The 17,788-nt window shown below is 68.3% G+C and carries 16 protein-coding genes; 8 read left to right on the forward strand and 8 right to left on the reverse strand.

Annotated features, from left to right (window positions below):
• The first annotated feature begins 35 nt into the window (after positions 1-35).
• Positions 36-593 (forward strand): LemA family protein, encoded by a 558-nt coding sequence (locus LU699_RS03100; protein ID WP_232134574.1) that lies wholly within the window; start codon positions 36-38, stop codon positions 591-593.
• On the forward strand, positions 593-2,290 hold the full coding sequence (locus LU699_RS03105; RefSeq protein ID WP_232134573.1) for a DUF2207 family protein: 1,698 nt from the start codon (positions 593-595) through the stop codon (positions 2,288-2,290). The genes LU699_RS03100 and LU699_RS03105 overlap by 1 nt, the downstream gene beginning before the upstream one ends.
• On the opposite strand, the gene soxR is transcribed toward LU699_RS03105, so the two are convergent.
• Positions 2,275-2,730, reverse strand: coding sequence for a redox-sensitive transcriptional activator SoxR (gene soxR, locus LU699_RS03110; protein ID WP_232134572.1), 456 nt, complete (start codon positions 2,728-2,730; stop codon positions 2,275-2,277). The two genes, LU699_RS03105 and soxR, sit on opposite strands and share 16 nt — an antisense overlap.
• Positions 2,731-2,798: 68 nt before the next feature.
• Between soxR and LU699_RS03115 the strand changes: the two genes are divergently transcribed.
• Both LU699_RS03115 and LU699_RS03120 read left to right on the forward strand, forming a co-directional pair.
• Positions 2,799-3,830: a quinone oxidoreductase family protein gene (locus tag LU699_RS03115; RefSeq protein WP_232134571.1), complete on the forward strand. Its 1,032-nt coding sequence runs from the start codon at positions 2,799-2,801 to the stop codon at positions 3,828-3,830.
• A gap of 100 nt (positions 3,831-3,930) precedes the next feature.
• The gene (locus LU699_RS03120) at positions 3,931-5,763 is read left to right on the forward strand and encodes an ABC transporter ATP-binding protein (protein WP_232134570.1); all 1,833 of its coding nucleotides are present in this window, start codon (positions 3,931-3,933) and stop codon (positions 5,761-5,763) included.
• Between the two features lie 400 nt (positions 5,764-6,163).
• Here the strand turns inward: LU699_RS03120 and LU699_RS03125 are convergent, their stop codons facing one another.
• From LU699_RS03125 to LU699_RS03150, 6 genes are all read right to left on the reverse strand, one after another.
• Complete coding sequence (locus LU699_RS03125; protein ID WP_232134569.1) at positions 6,164-7,432, reverse strand: COG3904 family protein; 1,269 nt, start codon at positions 7,430-7,432, stop codon at positions 6,164-6,166.
• A gap of 147 nt (positions 7,433-7,579) precedes the next feature.
• On the reverse strand, positions 7,580-8,578 hold the full coding sequence (locus LU699_RS03130) for an alpha/beta fold hydrolase (RefSeq protein WP_232134568.1): 999 nt from the start codon (positions 8,576-8,578) through the stop codon (positions 7,580-7,582).
• Between the two features lie 104 nt (positions 8,579-8,682).
• Positions 8,683-9,354 (reverse strand): SAM-dependent methyltransferase, encoded by a 672-nt coding sequence (locus tag LU699_RS03135; protein WP_232134567.1) that lies wholly within the window; start codon positions 9,352-9,354, stop codon positions 8,683-8,685.
• Entirely contained in the window at positions 9,351-10,709 is a 1,359-nt protein-coding gene (locus tag LU699_RS03140) for an APC family permease (RefSeq protein ID WP_232134566.1), read from the reverse strand. Before LU699_RS03140 ends, LU699_RS03135 begins: the two co-directional genes overlap by 4 nt.
• Positions 10,710-10,873: 164 nt before the next feature.
• On the reverse strand, positions 10,874-11,809 hold the full coding sequence (locus LU699_RS03145) for a ribonuclease H-like domain-containing protein (protein WP_232134565.1): 936 nt from the start codon (positions 11,807-11,809) through the stop codon (positions 10,874-10,876).
• Complete coding sequence (locus LU699_RS03150; RefSeq protein ID WP_268739006.1) at positions 11,806-14,235, reverse strand: DEAD/DEAH box helicase; 2,430 nt, start codon at positions 14,233-14,235, stop codon at positions 11,806-11,808. The genes LU699_RS03145 and LU699_RS03150 overlap by 4 nt, the downstream gene beginning before the upstream one ends.
• 157 nt (positions 14,236-14,392) lie before the next feature.
• On the opposite strand from LU699_RS03150, the gene LU699_RS03155 reads away from it, so the two are divergent.
• From LU699_RS03155 to LU699_RS03165, 3 genes are all read left to right on the forward strand, one after another.
• Positions 14,393-14,932: a type 1 glutamine amidotransferase domain-containing protein gene (locus LU699_RS03155; protein ID WP_232134564.1), complete on the forward strand. Its 540-nt coding sequence runs from the start codon at positions 14,393-14,395 to the stop codon at positions 14,930-14,932.
• Between the two features lie 22 nt (positions 14,933-14,954).
• Positions 14,955-15,347, forward strand: a complete 393-nt coding sequence (locus tag LU699_RS03160; protein ID WP_232134563.1) for an MAPEG family protein — start codon at positions 14,955-14,957, stop codon at positions 15,345-15,347.
• Between the two features lie 194 nt (positions 15,348-15,541).
• Complete coding sequence (locus LU699_RS03165) at positions 15,542-15,778, forward strand: hypothetical protein (protein WP_232134562.1); 237 nt, start codon at positions 15,542-15,544, stop codon at positions 15,776-15,778.
• A gap of 5 nt (positions 15,779-15,783) precedes the next feature.
• On the opposite strand, the gene LU699_RS03170 is transcribed toward LU699_RS03165, so the two are convergent.
• A complete protein-coding gene (locus LU699_RS03170) occupies positions 15,784-17,349 on the reverse strand; it encodes an EAL domain-containing protein (RefSeq protein ID WP_232580478.1) in 1,566 nt (521 codons plus the stop codon).
• A gap of 152 nt (positions 17,350-17,501) precedes the next feature.
• Here LU699_RS03170 and LU699_RS03175 point away from each other — a divergent pair, with 152 nt between their 5' ends.
• Positions 17,502-17,765, forward strand: coding sequence for a hypothetical protein (locus LU699_RS03175; protein ID WP_232134560.1), 264 nt, complete (start codon positions 17,502-17,504; stop codon positions 17,763-17,765).
• Positions 17,766-17,788: the final 23 nt, after the last annotated feature.

Genomic DNA, 17,788 nt, shown 5'->3' on the forward strand with positions numbered 1-17,788 from the left:
ATGGATCGAGCTCCGGACATCGCAGGCGATCGTCGATGACGGCCACCATCATCGGCGTGCTGCTGATCGCGACACTGCTGGCGTGGGCGGTCGTGGTGTTCAACCGGTTGGTGCGTCTGCGCAACCAGGTACGGACCGCGTGGGCCGACATCGACGTGCAGCTGATGCGTCGTCACGATCTGGTGCCGCAGCTCGTCAGCGCGGTGCAGGCCTATGCAGGTCACGAACGCGCCACGCTCGATGCGGTGACCGCGCTGCGCACGCGGGCGATGGGTACATCCGATGCCGCGACGCTGTCGGATCTCGAGCAGTCGCTCGGCGACGGCATCAACCGCCTGATCGCGTTGCGGGAGGCTTATCCGGCGCTCGCGGCCAGCGACAATTTCGCGCAGCTGCAGACCGATCTCGTTGATGTCGAAGCGCAGCTGCAGTACGCGCGACGCTTCTACAACGGCGCCGTGCGCGATCTCAACGACGCGGTGCAACGCGTGCCGGACACGTTCGTCGCGCGGCTGACGGGGATCGACGAGGCCGGCTTTTTCCAGGCCGACGACGGCAGCCGGCAACCGGTACCGGTGGAGTTGGCGGGCTGATGCGGTGCGCGCTCCTGCTGCTCGCCTGCCTCGCGCTGCCGGCGTGGGCGCAGGAGCGGATCCTGCGTCACGACGTGGACGTGCGCGTACTCGCCGACGGCCGCCTCGATGTCACCGAACGCATCGAACTGCGCGCGGAAGGCCGCACGTTCCGGCATGGCCTGGTCCGCGATCTCCCGGTCCGCGATCGCGATCCGTATGGCGATGTCGTGGTCACCGATCTGGAGATGCAGGACGTGCTGCGCGACGGCCGCGTCGAGCCGTGGCGGATCGAACGGGTCGGCCGCGTGCTGCGTCTGCGCACCGGCGACGCCGGGCATCTGAAGGTGCCGTCGCAGCCGGTCTACACGCTGCATTACCGCACCACGCGGCAACCGCTGTTCGGTGACACGCGTGATGCGCTGTCGCTCGACGCGATCGGCAGTGATCAGTCGGTGCCGGTCGAGCAGGGCTCGGTCACGGTGACCCTGCCGCGGGCCGTCGCGGTCGACACCTTGCGCGCCGAAGGCATCACCGGCGCGACCGGACGCGATTTCCACGTGTCCCTGTCGGCCGCGGGCACCGCGCGTTGGACGCTGACGCAAGCGCTGCAGCCGCACACCGGGCTGCACGTGCGGCTGGCATTTCCCAAGGATGTGATCGCCGCGCCGACGTCGCGTCAGCGCGCCCTGTGGTGGCTGCAGGACAACGCCGGACTGCTGGTCGCGCTGGTCGGACTGCTGGTGCTGGCGGCGTACTGCGTGCTGCGCTGGCGGCGCGTCCGCCATCCGCAGACGCCGGGCGCCGCACCCGAGCGCCACGAACCACCGACCGGCTTTTCGCCTGCAGGCCTGCGTTACCTGCGCCGCATGCGCTACGACGCGCGCAGCTTCGCAGCCGACCTGCTGGCCAGCGCGGTCGACGATCATCTGTGCCTCCATCGCACACCGCAGGGCGCGCGCACCGGCTGGCGGATCGAACGTACGCACGCAGGCGCACACACGTTGCCGACGATGGAACAGCGCGCGCAGCTGACCGCGCTGCTGCCGGAACCCGATGACGCGGTGGACCTGCGCAGCCGCGAGCAGGCGCGGGTCGCGCAGGCCTGCAAGGCCCACGAACTCGCCCTGCGCAAACGCTTCGTGCCGGCGCTGTTCCGCGCGCATGGCGGCAGCATTCTCGGCGCGCTGGCGATCGCGCTCGCGGCTTCGGTGCCGGCCCTGTGGCTCGCGTGGCACTCGCCTTCGCTGCCGGCGACGGTGCTGGTGGTCATATTGATGGCGCCGATGCTGCTCGGGTTCGCGCTGCTGGTGCGTGCGCCCACGACCGAAGGGCGACAGCTGCTAGCGCACGCGGAAGGTCTGCGCCGTCATCTGGCCGGCGGCGCGAAGGCGGGACGCCGTCACGGTGATGCGCCCGCGATGTCCACCCTCGACGCCGCGCGCTACGTGCGGCTGTTGCCGTACGCGGTGGCGCTCGATGTCGAAGATGCGTGGACGAAAGCCTTTGCCGCGACGGTCGGCGACGACAAGGCGATCGAAGCGGTCGCCGGCATTGCCTGGTATCGCGGCCTCGTAGTCACCGATCTGGTGCGTTTCAGCCGCTCGATGGGCGACAGCCTCGCCGCGCGGATCGCAGCGGTCGCAAGTCCGAACAAGAAGAAAAAGAACGTACCGGAACCGACGCCTCCCGCCGAGCCGCCTCAGCCTTCCAGGTAACGCGCGCCCGGCCCGCGTGCACCGGCGACATCCTCGGGATTGCGCAGCGGGCAGGCCTTCAACGACAGACAGCCGCACCCGATGCAGCCGTCGAGCTGGTCGCGCAGGCGCGTGAGCTGGTCGATGCGCGCGTCGAGTTCCGCGCGCCAGCGGCGCGACAGCCGCGTCCAGTCGGCCGTGGTCGGCGTGTGCCCGTCGGGCAATGTGTCCAACGCTTCGCGGATCGAGGCCAGCGGAATGCCGGCACGTTGCGCGACCTTGATGATCGCCACGCGCCGCAGCACCTCGCGACCATAGCGCCGCTGGTTGCCCGCGTTGCGGCCGCCGTGGATCAGACCCTGGCGATCGTAGAAATGCAGCGCCGAGACCGCCACGCCGCTGCGCGCGGCCAGTTCGCCGACCGAGAGCACCTCATCCGCACGCCGTGCACGCGTCGCCATCGCTTGACCTCAACATTGGTTGAGGTCATAGCCTGCGCGACATTCCTCCTGCTGTCCATGGCCGCCTGATGACCTTCGACGACTGCACGCCGCACCCCGCTTCCGGCTCCGATGAGGTCGGCATCGCGTGCGAGACCGCGGACGACACCATGTTCGCCCTCGCCTTCGAGCGCTTCGGCGGGCCCGAAGTGCTGTCGCTGGTCGAACGTCCGATTCCCCTGCCCGGCCCCGGCCAGGCGCTGGTGCGGGTGCTGTCGGCGGGCTTCGGTCACTGGGACGTGCTGGAGCGCGAAGGCGCGCTGGCGCCGTTCGCTTCGGATGCGCCGGTGTTTCCGTACGTGCCGGGCGCCGAAGGTGCGGGCACGGTCGTGGAGGTGGGCGCTGTCGTGCAGCGGCTGCGCGAGGGCGACCGGGTCTGCGGCCTGCTGCCGCTGCGCAGTCCCAAGCACGGCTTCCACGCCCAGTTCGTCGTCGTCGATGTGGACCATCTGTGGCCGGTGCCGCCGCGTCTGACCCTGCCGCAGGCCGCCGCGCTGCCGGTCGACGGTGGTCTGGCCATGCACGCGGTCGCGGTCGCGCTGGCACTCGGCCCCGGCGACACGGTGCTGGTGTTCGGCGCCAGCGGCGGCATCGGCCACATGGCGCTGCAGTTCGCGCGCCAGCGTGGCGCGCGCGTACTCGCGGTTGCCTCCGGAGCAGACGGCGTGGCGCTGGCGGAACGCCTCGGCGCGGACATGGCCATCGACGGCCGACGCCATGCACTGGCGCCGGCCCTGCGGATCTTCGCCCCGGACGGGCTCGATGCCGCGTTGCTGACCGCGCAGACGCCGAATGCGGGCGTGATCGTGGATGCGCTCCGTTCCGGCGGACGTATCGCTTGGCCACGCGGCGTCACGGCGCCCCCCGTGCGCGACGACATCGCATCCTCGACGTTCGGTGCCGGCGCCGGTGCGCGGCAGGTGCATGCGGCCTGCCGCGCCGCGGCGCGCGGACCCTTCCATCTGCACATCGACGCACGCTTTCCGCTGGCCGATGCCGCTGCGGCCTCGCGCGCGATCGGACGTCATCATCCGGGCCGCATCGTGCTCGACGTGCCCTGACCACACGCAGCGTTCGCCTCGCGTCGCGCCATCGGCGACCGCCATCGCCGACAATAGACCGCCTGTCCCGCGCGCCCGCCGCGCCGCCCCTGGATTCCCCATGCTCCGCTGGTTCGAAAACCGTATCGATCCCTTCCCGCCGTCGATTCCGACGCAGCCGCCGACCACGCTGTTCGCGTTCTGCATGCACTACGTGCGCGGCAGCGGCCGCTGGCTGCTGCTGATGGCGGCGTTCACCGCGCTGATCGCGGTGGCCGAAGTCGTGCTCTATGCCTATGTCGGTTCGCTGGTCGACAGGCTCACTTCGCACACGCCCGACACGTTCATGGCGGCCGAGGGCGGGCGCCTCGCCCTGATGGCGGTGCTGGTGCTGATCGCGCTGCCGCTGCTGACCTGGTTCAACGCGATGGTCATCCACCAGACCCTGCTCGGGAACTTCCCGATGCGGATCCGCTGGAACGTGCATCGCTATCTGCTGCGGCAATCGATGAGCTACTTCCAGGAAGAGTTCGCCGGGCGCATCGCCACCAAGCTGATGCAGACCTCGCTGGCCGTGCGCGAGACGGTGATCAAGCTGCTCGACGTCGGCAATTACGTCATCGTCTATTTCACCGGCGCGATCATCGTCGCCGCCGCGGCCGACTGGCGGATGATGCTGCCCTTCATCGGCTGGCTGCTGCTCTACGGCGCGCTGATGTGGCGCTTCGTGCCGCGGCTCAGCCGGATTTCCGAACGCCAGGCCGATGCGCGTTCGGTGATGACCGGCCGCATCGTCGACAGCTACACCAACATCGCGACGGTCAAACTGTTCTCGCATTCGCAGCGCGAACAGGCTTACGCACGCGAGGCGATGGACGGCTTCCTGCATACCGTGCACGGGCAGATGCGTCTGGTGACGATCGTCAACGCCGCGAACTACATGCTCAACATGCTGCTGGTCGGCTCGGTCACCGGGCTGGGCCTGTGGCTGTGGCAGCAGGGCGCGATCAGCACCGGCGCGATCGCGGTTGCCATCGCACTGGCGCTGCGCATGCTGGGCATGTCGCAGTGGATCATGTGGGAACTGTCGGCGCTGTTCGAGAACATCGGCACCGTGCGCGACGGCATCAATTCGATCTCGCTCGCACCCACCGTCGAGGACGAGGTGGATGCCAAGCCGCTCGCGAAGATCGCCGGCGACATCCGCTTCGAGCATGTCGACTTCCATTACGGCCAGAACGACCGCAGCGTCATCGAAGGTCTGGACCTGCACGTGCGGCCTGGCGAGAAGATCGGTTTGGTCGGCCGTTCCGGCGCCGGCAAGTCGACGCTGGTGAATCTGCTGCTGCGCTTCTACGACCGCGAGGCCGGCACGATCCGCATCGACGGCACCGACATCGCGACGATCGAACAGGATTCGCTGCGCGCGCAGATCGGCATGGTCACCCAGGACACCTCGCTGCTGCACCGTTCGGTGCGCGAGAACATCCTCTACGGCCGACCGGATGCGGGCGAAGACGAGATGATCGAAGCAGCGAAGCTGGCCGAGGCGTATGACTTCATCCAGACCCTGAGTGACGCCAAGGGCCGCACCGGCTACGACGCGCACGTGGGCGAGCGCGGCGTCAAGCTCTCCGGCGGCCAGCGCCAGCGCATCGCCATCGCCCGCGTGCTGCTCAAGAACGCGCCGATCCTGGTGCTCGACGAAGCCACGTCGGCGCTGGACTCGGAAGCGGAAGCCGCGATCCAGGAAAACCTCTACCGCCTGATGCAGGGCAAGACCGTCATCGCGATCGCACACCGCCTGTCGACGATCGCGGCGATGGACCGCCTGATCGTCATGGACCGCGGCCGCATCGTCGAACAGGGCACGCACGAAGTGCTGGTCGCCGGCGATGGCGTGTACGCGCAGCTGTGGAAGCGGCAGTCGGGCGGGTTTCTGGCGGAGGGGTGAGGCGTTAGCCCCCTTTGAACTCCTGGGGTTCGGCATACACGCGAACTAGAGCCCCTCTCCCTTTGGGGTGAGATGGCACGCTTGCGAGCCACTGGCTCGCGTGCCGACGAACGTCCTCGCGGCAACGCGAGGGCCGGGGCGCGGAGCGGGGGTTGGGGTGAGGGAGACAGGTCGCGGATCTTCCAGGCCAGCGCGAGGCTTTCCACGGATGCCTAGTCAAATCCCTGCCGTCACCCGACGCGCTGCGCGCGTCGACCTCTCCCGAAGGGAGAGGTGCTCGGTTCATGGCGGGCGGTTAAACCCTGAACTTGCAGGCTTCGAGCAATTCTTAGTGGCAGGACGCCGGTCCTAATGCCTGGCGCCACAGCAACGCCTGCCCAGCGCAAAACCCCTACGCCGATTACGGAAGCGGCGCCTCCGCCTCTTCATCCGCTGCCGCATCGCCCTCGTCCGCAGGCTCGCTCGCAGCCCGCGATTCGGCAGAAACGGCCGCGGGTGCAGGCACCGGCGTCGCACGCACCGGCGTTGCAGGACGTGCAGCCGGACGCGGCTCGCCGATCGGTACGCCGAGAATGCGCAGGCGGCTTGCATTGCCGGCCGCTGCGGTCAGCGCACCGACCAGATCGAATTCCGACAGCGGGCTCTCGGTCGGGCACTGCTCATCCGGAAAACCGAACTTGCCGCGCAGTTCGAGGCCGCAGTTCGCCATCTGTTCAACGTCACGGTCGGGCGCATTGCACGTGGTGTCGAACGCGCGCGCATACGCATCGCGGCGGGCGACGAAATCCTGGCCGCACTTGCGCATCAAGCGCAGGCGGTCGAGATCGTCCTGGGCCGGGTTCACGCCGTCGAGGCCGTAGAGCTTGAGTTCGTCCGGGGTGAGGATGCGCAGGCTGCGGTTGGGCACGGCCATCATCAGGTCGGCCACCGCGACCGCGGCGCCGTTGCGCTCGAGGTAATCGCGCACGCGGCCGTAGACCGCGCGCAGTTCGCGGTTGAGCTCGGCGCGGGTGGAGGCACTGGAGCTCATGCGGATGATGCGGTGGATGCCGACGCGTCCGCCGATCAGGCGGGTGTCGCCGCCGGCGAGCAGGAACACGCAGGAGCTGTGGCACACCGCGCCCTCGCGCACCCAGATCGTCCAGCGGGTCTCGGCGATCACGTCGCCGGCGCGGATGGCCTCTTCGACCATGCCGCCGCTGGAATCGATATCGAGCACGCGCTTGTTGATCGACAGTTCGTCGGCGACCACCGCCAGCCGCTTCATCAGACGGGTGAAATCCTCCGTGACCCGGCCCTTGAAGCGCAGCCGGAACACACCACGTTCGGCGCAGTCGGCCATCGCCTCGCGCAGCGCGTCGTGGTCGAACGCGGTCAGCGGGGTGCCGTCGCCGGCGTTGGCGTAATCGAGTTCGCAACTGATCGACGCCGTGCCCGCGGGCAGCGTCATCGGCGACCAGTCCACGCCGCCGGTGTCGGGCTCGGCCACCGGCACTGCCGGCACGGCGTCGACATCGACCGGCGCGCTGCTGACCGCGCCGCCTTCTTCCGGGCTCGCAACCTCGACCGTTTCGACCGGCGGCGTGGTGTCTTCCGCGGTGCGCTGGCAGGCCGCCAGTGCGATGCAGGCGGTCAACAACAGCAGCAGTGGCAGGCGCCGGATCGACATCGGAAGACAGGTCCTGTGGGCGGGCACGCGCGGTGCGCGACGATGCCCGACAGTCTAGGGGGTGCGCCCCGCGCCGGACGAATGCGGAATGAATGTCGGCCCCATCGCGGCGCCGGTCGCATCACGCGCCGTCGACAGGCACGCACCTCAGCGCGGCGTCAGCCCACGCAGCAACGCGGCGTGGAACTCGTCCGGCGCCTCGACCTGCGGCGAATGGCCGAGCGCGGGAAACTCGACCAGCTGCGCGTCGGGAATCGCATCGGCGGCCTTGCGGCCCAGCGCCGGGTAATCGCCCAAGCGTGCGGCAACCGCCTCCGGCGCGCGGTTCGCACCGGGTGCGGTGCGGTCCTTGCCACCGATCATCAGCAGCGTCGGCACGCGCAGCTTCGGAAACTCGTGGACCACCGGCTGGGTGAACACCATCTCCGAGGTCTGGGCCTGGTTCCAGGCGACGATCTCGCGATCGGGGCCGGCGTACATGCCAGCCAGCATGTCGACCCAGCGGTCATAGCGCGGCGCCCACCGGCCGTCGTAATAGAACTTCAGCTGGTAGGCCTTGATGCTGTCGAACGTGGTCTTGCGCTCGCCCTCGACCATCGCGTCGATGCTGGCGTATGGCACACCTTCGGCCTGCCAGTCCTCGAGCCCGATCGGGTTGACCAGCACCAGCTGCTCGACCGCGTCGGGATACTGCAGCGCGTAGCGCGTCGCCAGCATGCCGCCCATCGAATGCCCGATCAGCACCGCGCGCTCGACGCCCAGCGTCTCGAGCAGGCCATGCGTGTTCGCTGCGAGCTGGGCGAACGAGAACTGGTAGCCGCGCGGCTTGGTCGATCCGCAGAAGCCGATCTGGTCCGGCGCGATCACCCGCCAGCCGGCCTCGACGAGCACGGTGATCGTGTCGTCCCACGTCGGCCCGCAGAAATTCTTGCCGTGCAGCAGCACCGCCGTGCGGCCGTTGCCCGCGCCTTCGGGCCGCACGTCCATGTAGGCCATCGACAGCGACTGCCCCTGCGACGTGAGCGCGTGCGCCTGGCGCGGATGCGGATAGTCGAAGCCCTGCAGTTCGCCGCCGTACGGCGACGCGGACACGGAGGCCGCCGATAGCGCGGCGAGCGACAGGACGAGCGGAGCGATGCGGGTCATGGCGGCGTGTTCTCTTGCAGGGGGCGACGATGATGCCATCGCGCCGCCGGCATACGACCGACGGCGCGCGTGCTCGAAACCTGTTCGACGCGGTGAGACAGGTCTCAGCGCTCGGGCACGGTCCACAGATAGATGCGCGTGCCGTCGACCTCCTGGGTCTGCTCGGGTTCCCACTGGTCTGCCATGTCGAAGGCATGGCTGACGATGCGCGTGCCGGGCTTGAGTTCGGCCAGCAGCTTGGGCCGCAGCTTCACGTTGAGGCTCTGCAGCAGATACAGCGTCACCACGCTGGCCTCGCTGATGTCTTCCTTGAACAGGTCGGCCTCCTTGAACGTCACCAGATTGGTGACGCCGGCCGTCTCCGCGTTCGCATTCGCCTCGCGCACGCGCACCGGATTGATGTCGATGCCGACGCCGCGCACACCGAAGCGCTGCGCCGCGGCGATCGGGATGCGCCCATCGCCCGAGCCCAGGTCGTAGAGCACATCGCCTGCCTTGACGCCGGCCAGGTTGAGCATCGCGTCGACCACCGGCTCGGGCGTTGGCACATAGATGACGTCCGGTTCGCGCGACGGCGGCGGCGCGCCTTCGGCGTGCGGCGAATCCGGGCCGATCGCGGCGGTCACGGTGTGCGTGGTGTTCATCGCGTCTTCGTTCGCCGCCGCGCTTGTGGCGTTGCCGTCCGCCGGCTCGTAGGCGTTGACCGCCTTGTCGGCGCAGGCCAGCAGGAATGGCGTGCAGATGGCGAGTGCGATCAGGGTCTTCTTCGACTTCATGGCGGCGTCTCCTCGGGATGCGGGGTCGGTTTGAACAGCAACAGCAGCAGGCCACCGACCGCGAGCACGGCGACGCCGACGAGCGCCCCGCGTCCGGTGTAGGCCAGGCTGGAATACAGCAGGTAGGCGCTGGTCGCGCAGAACAGCAGCGGCAGTACCGGATACAGCGGCACGCGGAACGGACGTGGCAGATCGGGATCGCGCCGGCGCAGCACGAACAGCGAGATGCCGACCAGCAGGAAGAACAGCCAGAACACCGGCGCGGTGTATTCCACCGCAACCTCGAAGCCATCGCGTGCGAAAGCGCCGAGCCCGACCAGTGCGAGCGCGAGCACACCCTGGGTCACGATCGCAGCGCGCGGCGTACCGCTGCGCGCATCCCAGCGACCGATGAAGCCGAGCGCCGGGAAATCACGACCGACAGCGTAGACGCTGCGTGCGCCGGTGATCAGCGTCGCGTTCGCCGAGGTCAGCGCTGCGGCGACGACGATCACGCTCATCAGCACCGCGCCCGTCGGCCCGAACACACGGCCCATGACTTCGGCCGCGACCGCGTTGTGTTCGGCCATGCCACCGAGACCCAGCACTTTCAGGTAAGCGAGGTTCACCAGCACGTAGAGCGAAGCGACCGCGATCAGGCTCAGGATCAGCACGCGCGGCATCCACTTCTTGGCATCGCGTACTTCGGAGGTCACGTAGACGGCCTCGTTCCAGCCGCCATAGGTCAGCAGCACGAACACGAGGATCAGACCGATCGCGCTTTCACCGCCGCTGCCGGGAATCGGCGCGATATCGGTCGGCGCGAACATCAGGCCGGCGACGACGATCACCAGCACGCCGATGATCTCGGCGATCGTCAGCCAGGTCTGCACCGCCGCGCCCTGGCGCGTGCCGATCCAGTTGACGATGGTCAGCAACACGACCGCAGCGCCGGCATACAGCGCGGACGACCACGGCCCGAGGTCGAACAGCTGGCCCATGTAGTCGCCCACGATGAAGCACAGCAGCGCGATCGAGCCGGTCTGGATCACCGACACGCGCGCCCAGGCGAACAGGAAGGCGGGACGTGGCCCGTAGGCGCGGCGCAGATAGTTGTAGTCGCCGCCGGCCTGCGGATAGGTGGTCGCGAGTTCGGCGTAGCACAGCGCACCGACGATCGACAGGATGCCGCCGACCACCCACGCCGCGAGCATCACGAATTCGCTGCCGGATGCACCGGCAATCAACGACGGCGTGCGGAAGATGCCGGCACCGACGACGATGCCGATGGTGATCGCGAACGCATCGCGCGCACGGAGTGTGGCGCGCGGTGGCACAGGGTCGGCCGTCACTGGCCGGCGTTCGCGTAGTTCCATGGGGCTCCAGAGTGGCGCGGACTGATCGCCGGTGGATGGCGATTCGGGACTGCTGGGCCCATCGATTCAAGCACTGTCGCGATTCAGGTGACGTGAACGCGATGCGACGCGATGGAGCGTGCGCGTGCGATGCGCTGTCGCTTCGCCGACACGCGCCATCCGGCTCAGTCGAAGTCGGTTTCCGTCATTGCAGGGTCCACATCGTCTGGGACGACCACCGTATCGACGACGGCCTCGTCGCGCATCGCCTCCAGCACGCCGAACAGGCTGCGCAGATCCTGCGCGTTGTGCAGGCCCACGCGACGCAGCTTGTCCGCGCTGCCGCCGCGCAGGTAATCCAGCCACGCCGCAGGTGCTTCGCTGCCGGGCAGATCGTCCTCGCGCAACACGCCGAGCAGTTCACGCTCGACCGTCGCCAGCTTGCAGTTCGCCCAGACGCCGCGATAGCGACGCCGCACCGGATGCAGCAGATCGACATGGCGCAGCTCGATCAGCGGATCACGCAGCCGTGCGAGGCGATAGCGTGTGGTCAGCAGCGGGCGGTCGTAGCTGCGGCCGTTGTAGCTGACGAGCACCGTCGCCGGTCGCAGCCACTTCGAAAACGTCTTCAGCATCTCGCGCTCGGCACCCAGCGTGGTGATGCACAGCTGGCGGATGCGCATGCGTCCATCGATGAAATCGGCGGCGCCGATCATGAAGGCGCGCGTGCCTGTACCGCCGGCAAGACCAGTGGTTTCGGTGTCGAAGGCCAGCAGATCCGAACGGTGTGCCGGCTCGTGGCGGATGTCGTAGAGCGCGAGTTCGGCGTCCTCGTGCGGCCACGGCGCGGTCTGTTCGAGATAGCGCAGGCCCGGGGCGATTTCTTCGCCGGGCAGCGCGCGATCGACCGGTCCTGTCGGGCGCGCTGCCGGCGTCGGTACGCGCAGCTTCATCAACTTGCGCAGCTGCGCGACGACCTCTTCCGGCGAGCGCGCCCCGTCGGCGCGCGGCCACTGCGCGCGAGGCGCGGTGGTCGGCATCGGTGGCGTCGGGATCACCGACGGCAATGCGGTGCCGGCCTGGCTGCGCAGCAGACCGAGGCGTTTGGCGAGTGCACTCATGCGGGCGGCTGTGGCGCTTCGACCAGCAGTTCGATCACGCGCGCAGCGAGCTGACGCGGCGTGCGTTCGGCATCTTCTTCCGAGGCGAGGATCGGCCCGACGCAGGCCGGGCAGCCGGCGCGGCAACTGCAAGACGCAACCAGCGCCGCCGCCTGCGCCAGCAGTTCATCGCGGCGCTCGTACAGCGGCGACGACAGGCCCACGCCGCCCGGGTAGTTGTCGTAGAGATACAGCGTCGGCGTGAACCGGCCGATGCCTTCGAAGTCCAGCGCTGCGCCATCGCCATCGCGCAACTGGCCGCGGCCGCGCTGGTCGGCGGTCGCGAACCAGGTGCCATCGCCGCTGCCCACCGCCTTCTGCAGATCGCGGCTCTCGGCCATCACCGCGACCTGCGCAACCAGATGCAACGCATACGACGCGCCGAGGAAGCCATCGAGCGCCTCGTGGCGTGCATCGAACGCGCGATCCAGCGCCTGCTGCGGCAGCTGCCACCACACCGCACTCGTATGCAGTTCCTGGTCGGGCAGGTTCACCGGCCCGTAGCCGATGTTCTCGTGCGTGTGGAAGCGGATCTTCTTGTAGCCCGACACGCGCCGCACCACGTGCACCTCGCCCAGATGCGCACTGCCCTGCCCGGCGTCGGCCTGTTCTTCGTCGTCCAGAACTTTCAGCTTGGTGTAGTCGATCGCGTCGGTGTAGTAGTCGACGTGCGTGCGCTGCACGTAGGCCTTGCGGCCTTCCCAGTCGAGGCGCTCGACCTGGAACGGCTCGGACTGGACCATGTGGATTGCGCCTTCGTACAGCGTGAGCGCCGCAGCGGAGTAATCGACCTCGGCGATGATCGTCTGGCGGCCGTCGGTGCGATCGACGACGACGAAATTGCCGTCCGCGACCGAGCGCAGGTTCACCGCCTGCGCCGGATAGCTGTCGGCGATCCATTCCCAGCGATCACCCTCGTGGTGCAGCACGCCGGATTCGGCCAGCACTTCGAGCCACGGCAAAGGCGCGACCGGCCCGAACATGTCGCCGTCGACGAAGGGCAGTTCGAAGGCAGCGCAGCGGATGTGATCGAGCAGGATCAGCGGCTGGTCGGGTTCGATGCGCGCGTGCTCGGGATTGGCGTCGGCGAAGAATTCCGGATGCCGCACCACGTACTGGTCCATCGGTTCGGAACTCGCGACCAGCACGCCGACCGACGGCTGCTGCCGGCGACCGGCGCGACCGAAGCGTTGCCACGTCGCCGAGATGCTGCCCGGATAGCCGTTGAGCACGACGACATCGAGACTGCCGATGTCGACGCCGAGTTCCAGCGCCGACGTGCTGACGATGCCGTCGATATTGCCCGCGCGCATTTCGCGCTCGGCCGCGCGGCGCTCGGTCGGCAGATAGCCACCGCGGTAGGCGCGGATGCGCTTGGGCTTGCGCGGGTCGTGGTCGAAGACTTCCTTGAGGTACTTGGTCAGCACCTCGACCATCAACCGCGTCTGGCAGAACACCAGCGTTTTTAGGCCGGCACGGATCGCCATACGCGCGATGCGGTTGGACTGCGAACGCGCCGACGCACGCAGGCCGAGATCGGGATTGATCACCGGCGGATTCCACAGCAGCACGTGCTTGTTGCCGCGCGGCGCACCGGATTCGAGGATCGACTCCAGCGCGTCGTCGTCCACCTCCACCAGCGCACGGCCGTGCTCGCGCGCATTGCCGATCGTCGCCGAGCACAGGATGAACTGCGGGGTCACGCCATAGAACGCGCAGACGCGCTTGAGCCGGCGGATGACGTTGGCGACGTGCGAGCCGAACACACCGCGGTAGGTGTGGATCTCGTCGATCACCACATAGCGCAGGTTCTCGAAGAACTGCGCCCACTTGGTGTGATGCGGCAGGATCGCCTGGTGCAGCATGTCCGGATTGCTGACCACGATGTCGCCGTTGATACGGATCGCCTGGCGCGCATCACCGGGCGTGTCGCCGTCGAAGGTCGCCGCGCGCAGGCCGAGTTCCCCGGCCGCGTTGAGTTCCAGCAGTTCCGCCACCTGGTCCTGCGCCAGCGCCTTGGTCGGGAACAGGTACAGCGCCTTGCTGCGCGCGGTGATCGCCGCCGACAGCACCGGCAGCGTGTAGCACAGCGATTTGCCCGAGGCGGTCGGCGTCGCCACGACGAGATGGCGACCGGCCTGCGTCGCGGTCCAGGCTTCCGCCTGATGGCGGTAGAGCCGGTCGATACCGCGACTGCGCAGCGCGCGTGCCAAGCCCTCGGGCACATCGTCGGGCAAGGGCGCGTAGTCGCCGGCCTGTCCGGGCAGCAGCAGGGTGCCGGTCACGCGGCCCGGATATTTCGCCGCGAGCTTCGTCGCCAGCGCGCTGCCGGTCACGGCATCGCTTGTGGTCGCCAGTGCCTGGACAGGCTTGAGAATTGCGTTCAAGGGCCTGCTCCGGCGCTTTCGATAACGGGGCGCAAGCGTGGCCGCGGCGCGTCTCACGAGGCGAGACTGGAAGCTCACGCGCGGCAAACGGGCGCTTCACGGCGGGGGTACCCGGCCTCGCCCAGCATCGTCGCTCCCATCCCCCGGAGATACCCCGATGCAGAATCTCGACGGCAAAAAGATCGCCATCCTCGCCACCGACGGCTTTGAACAGTCCGAACTCGAACAGCCGCTCAAGGCGCTGAAAGACGCCGGCGCACAGGTCGATGTCATCTCGCCTGGCGATGCCGGTTCGATCAAGGGCTGGGACAAGAAGGATTGGGGTCGCAGTGTCGACGTCGACGTAGCGCTGTCCAAGGCCGACCCCGGCAGCTACGACGCGCTGGTGCTGCCCGGCGGCCAGATGAACCCGGACGTGCTGCGCGCCGACAAGGAGGCAGTGGCCTTCGTGCGCGCGTTCGGCGATGCCGGCAAGCCGGTCGCGGCGATCTGCCACGGCCCGTGGCTGCTGGTCGAGAGCGGTCTGGCGAAGGGTCGCAAGGTCACGTCGTGGCCTTCGGTGAAGACCGATCTCGTCAATGCGGGCGCACACTGGGAAGATTCCGAGGTCGTCGTCGACGGCAACCTCATCACCAGCCGCAAGCCGGACGACATTCCGGCGTTCAACGAGGCGATTGCGAAGGCGGTTGCCGGCTGACACCACGCAAGGAGCACGGACGATGACGATCGAACTGCAGATTCTCGGCTGGGCGATCGTCCTCGGCCTCGTCCATATCGGCGTGGCCGCCGCGTTCGCGACCGCGCAACGCGGCGTGCGCTGGAATGCCAGCAATCGTGATGGCGCGGACATCCCGCCGTTGACTGGCGCTGCGGTGCGTACCGCGGCTGCCAGTCGCAATTTCCTCGAAACGTTTCCGCTGTTCGCTGCCGCGGTACTGGCGGTCGTCGTCGCAGGCCGCGCCGACGCCGGCACCGCACTCGGCGCGCAAGTCTATTTCTGGGCGCGCGTCGCCTATCTGCCGATCTATGCCATCGGCATTCCCTATCTGCGCAGCGCGGTCTGGGTGGTTTCGCTGTGGGGCACGATCCAGATCATCAAGCCGCTGTTCTGAGTTGCATTGCAGCAACGCGGGTGTATGACTGCGCGCCTCCGCGCATGTCGATCAAGACTGGATTTTGCTTTTCCGCGACACATCGCATCCGTTGCTGAACACACCAGCGCTGTCATCGAAATCGACTGTCGGGTTCACGGAAACGAGACGAACCGGACCGTAGCCTGCGCGCTCCCAACCGGCAGTACCTCCGCATGAAGCACGACTCGGACCGCACCCTCGTGATCTCGCTCGGCCGCAACGGCCGCGCGTCCTATCCCGAACGCCCGTGGGAAGACATCGAGCCCGTGCTGCGTCGCATGTGGGAGTTCGACGGCCGCCTCCGCGCATGGCACGACGTGCGCGCCGAGGTCCAGGCCGCATGGCGCGCCAGCGACGATCTCGTCTCGCCGCGCGCACGACGCGCCTTCGAGCGCAGCCGCGCTGCCTGATTTTTTCAGCGCTGCGCGTTCAGCAGCGCGCGCAGCTCAGCCGCCGGCATCGGCCGGCCGAACAGCCAGCCCTGTGCGTAGAGGGGGTAGTCGACCGCGCGCAGCCAGTCGCGCTGGGCTTCTGTCTCGACGCCTTCGATGACCACCTGCAGCCCGAGCGTACGGGCGAGGTCGATGATCTGTGGGACCAGACTGACTTTCACAGCGTCCGTGCCGATGGTGCGGGTGAACGAGCGGTCGATCTTCAGTGCGTGCACGTCGAGTTCGGCCAGATACGCGAGACTGGAATAGCCGGTGCCGAAGTCGTCGATGTAGACGTGGTGGCCGAGTTCGCGCAGGCGTTTGGTGCCGGACACGGCGATGTCGCGGGCGGTCGTGGAGTGCTCGGTGAGTTCGATGCCGATGCGTTCGCGTGCGATGCCGGCGGCGTCGAGTGTCTGCGCCATGCTGGCGTGGAAGCGACTGTTGTCGAGATCCGCGGCCGAGATGTTGACGTTGATGCGGAATTCGCCCGGTGCGGCCAGCACGTCGCCGAAGTCGGCGGCCACACGGCGCAGCACGAGCTGGGTGATACGGCCGATGCTGCCGTTCTCCTCCGCGATCGGGATGAAGCGCACGGGCGAGACCATGCGGCCATCGCGGTCGCGCCAGCGCACCAGCGCTTCGGCGCCGACGAGGGCGCCGTCGGTGATCCGCACGACCGGCTGGTATTCGACGTCGAGTGCGTCCTGGTCGATCGCGCGCAACAGGCGACCTTCGACCGAATGCCGGCGCAGATGTGCCAGCAGCAACGCCAGCCCGACCGCTGCGCCTGCGCCCGCACCGAGCACCGTGCACACCAGCAACAGCGGCCACTGGCTGTCCGACAGCGCGGTCTTCGACAACGTGCTCACGACGCAGACCGCGTGGTCGCGTGCGCACATCGGATAGACCAGCACGCCGTCGCGATCAAGCGGTTGCCCTGCGCGCAGCGTGGCCGCGTCGAGTTGCGTGGCGGCGCCGTACAGCGGCAGGAAGCGTTCACCGCCGTCGACATAGCCCATCGTGAAACCGATGTCGGGTGCGGGCCGCAGGCGGAACGCGAGCGGGTCAAGGATCACCCGGGTGTCGCCCAGCGCCAGTACCGGCGCGCGGCTGCCGCTCGCGAGCAGCTGCAGTTCCATCGTCGCGACCTGGAGACCGTCGCGGGTCACCAGTTGCGGCGGATCGATCGCAGCCGGCACCGGCAAACGGAACAGACTCGCCGTGCAGCGCAGCTGTCCATTCTCGACGCGCCCGATGTCCTTGACGAAGTAGGTGCGATACACCGCCTCGCGCATCTGCTCGACTTCGCGATCGGTGCAGCGCGCCTGCGGCTGCCGGTTGAAGGTGTCGAGTGTTTGGCGGGACTCGTCGTCGAGTTCCTGCGCGCGCTCCAACAGCATGGTCGCGTAACCGCCGAGGCGCTGCTCGGCGATGTGGATCACGACCTGCCACGACACGAACGCCGCCAGCAATGCACCGGCGAGTGCGAAGCCCGCGATCGTTGCCGTGCGGAGAATCCGCTGTCCTGTCGCCTGCGCGTCGTCCACCTCGCCTCCCCAGCATCGGCCGCGTCCGGCGGCCATCCGCAGGACTATAGCCGCGCGTCGGCGGCGCCACTCATCGCACAGGGTTTACATCCGTTTGCCGGCGGCGTGACATCGACACGCGCAGGCTGCAGCTCCACTCGAGGAGACCGCACATGAGCACGTCCAACCCCACGCGTCCGGCAGCGCCCGCGGACGAGAAGACACTGCGCGATTACGACGACCTGCCGGACACCGACGGCCCGCCGTTGCGCGATCCACGCTCGCAATCCGCGATCGACAACATCGGCCTCGATGACCAGGCCGATCTGCTGGATCCGGAACTCGACGACCAGTTGGGCGATCGCGATGCGACGGGGCGTTCGTTCGCGGACGATGTCCGCAGCGATACCGGCGTCGAGAACGGCAAGCCGAAGTAAAGCCCGCCGGGTGACATGCAACA

Origin of the sequence: Luteimonas fraxinea (assembly GCF_021233355.1) — a bacterium.
GTDB lineage: Bacteria > Pseudomonadota > Gammaproteobacteria > Xanthomonadales > Xanthomonadaceae > Luteimonas > Luteimonas fraxinea.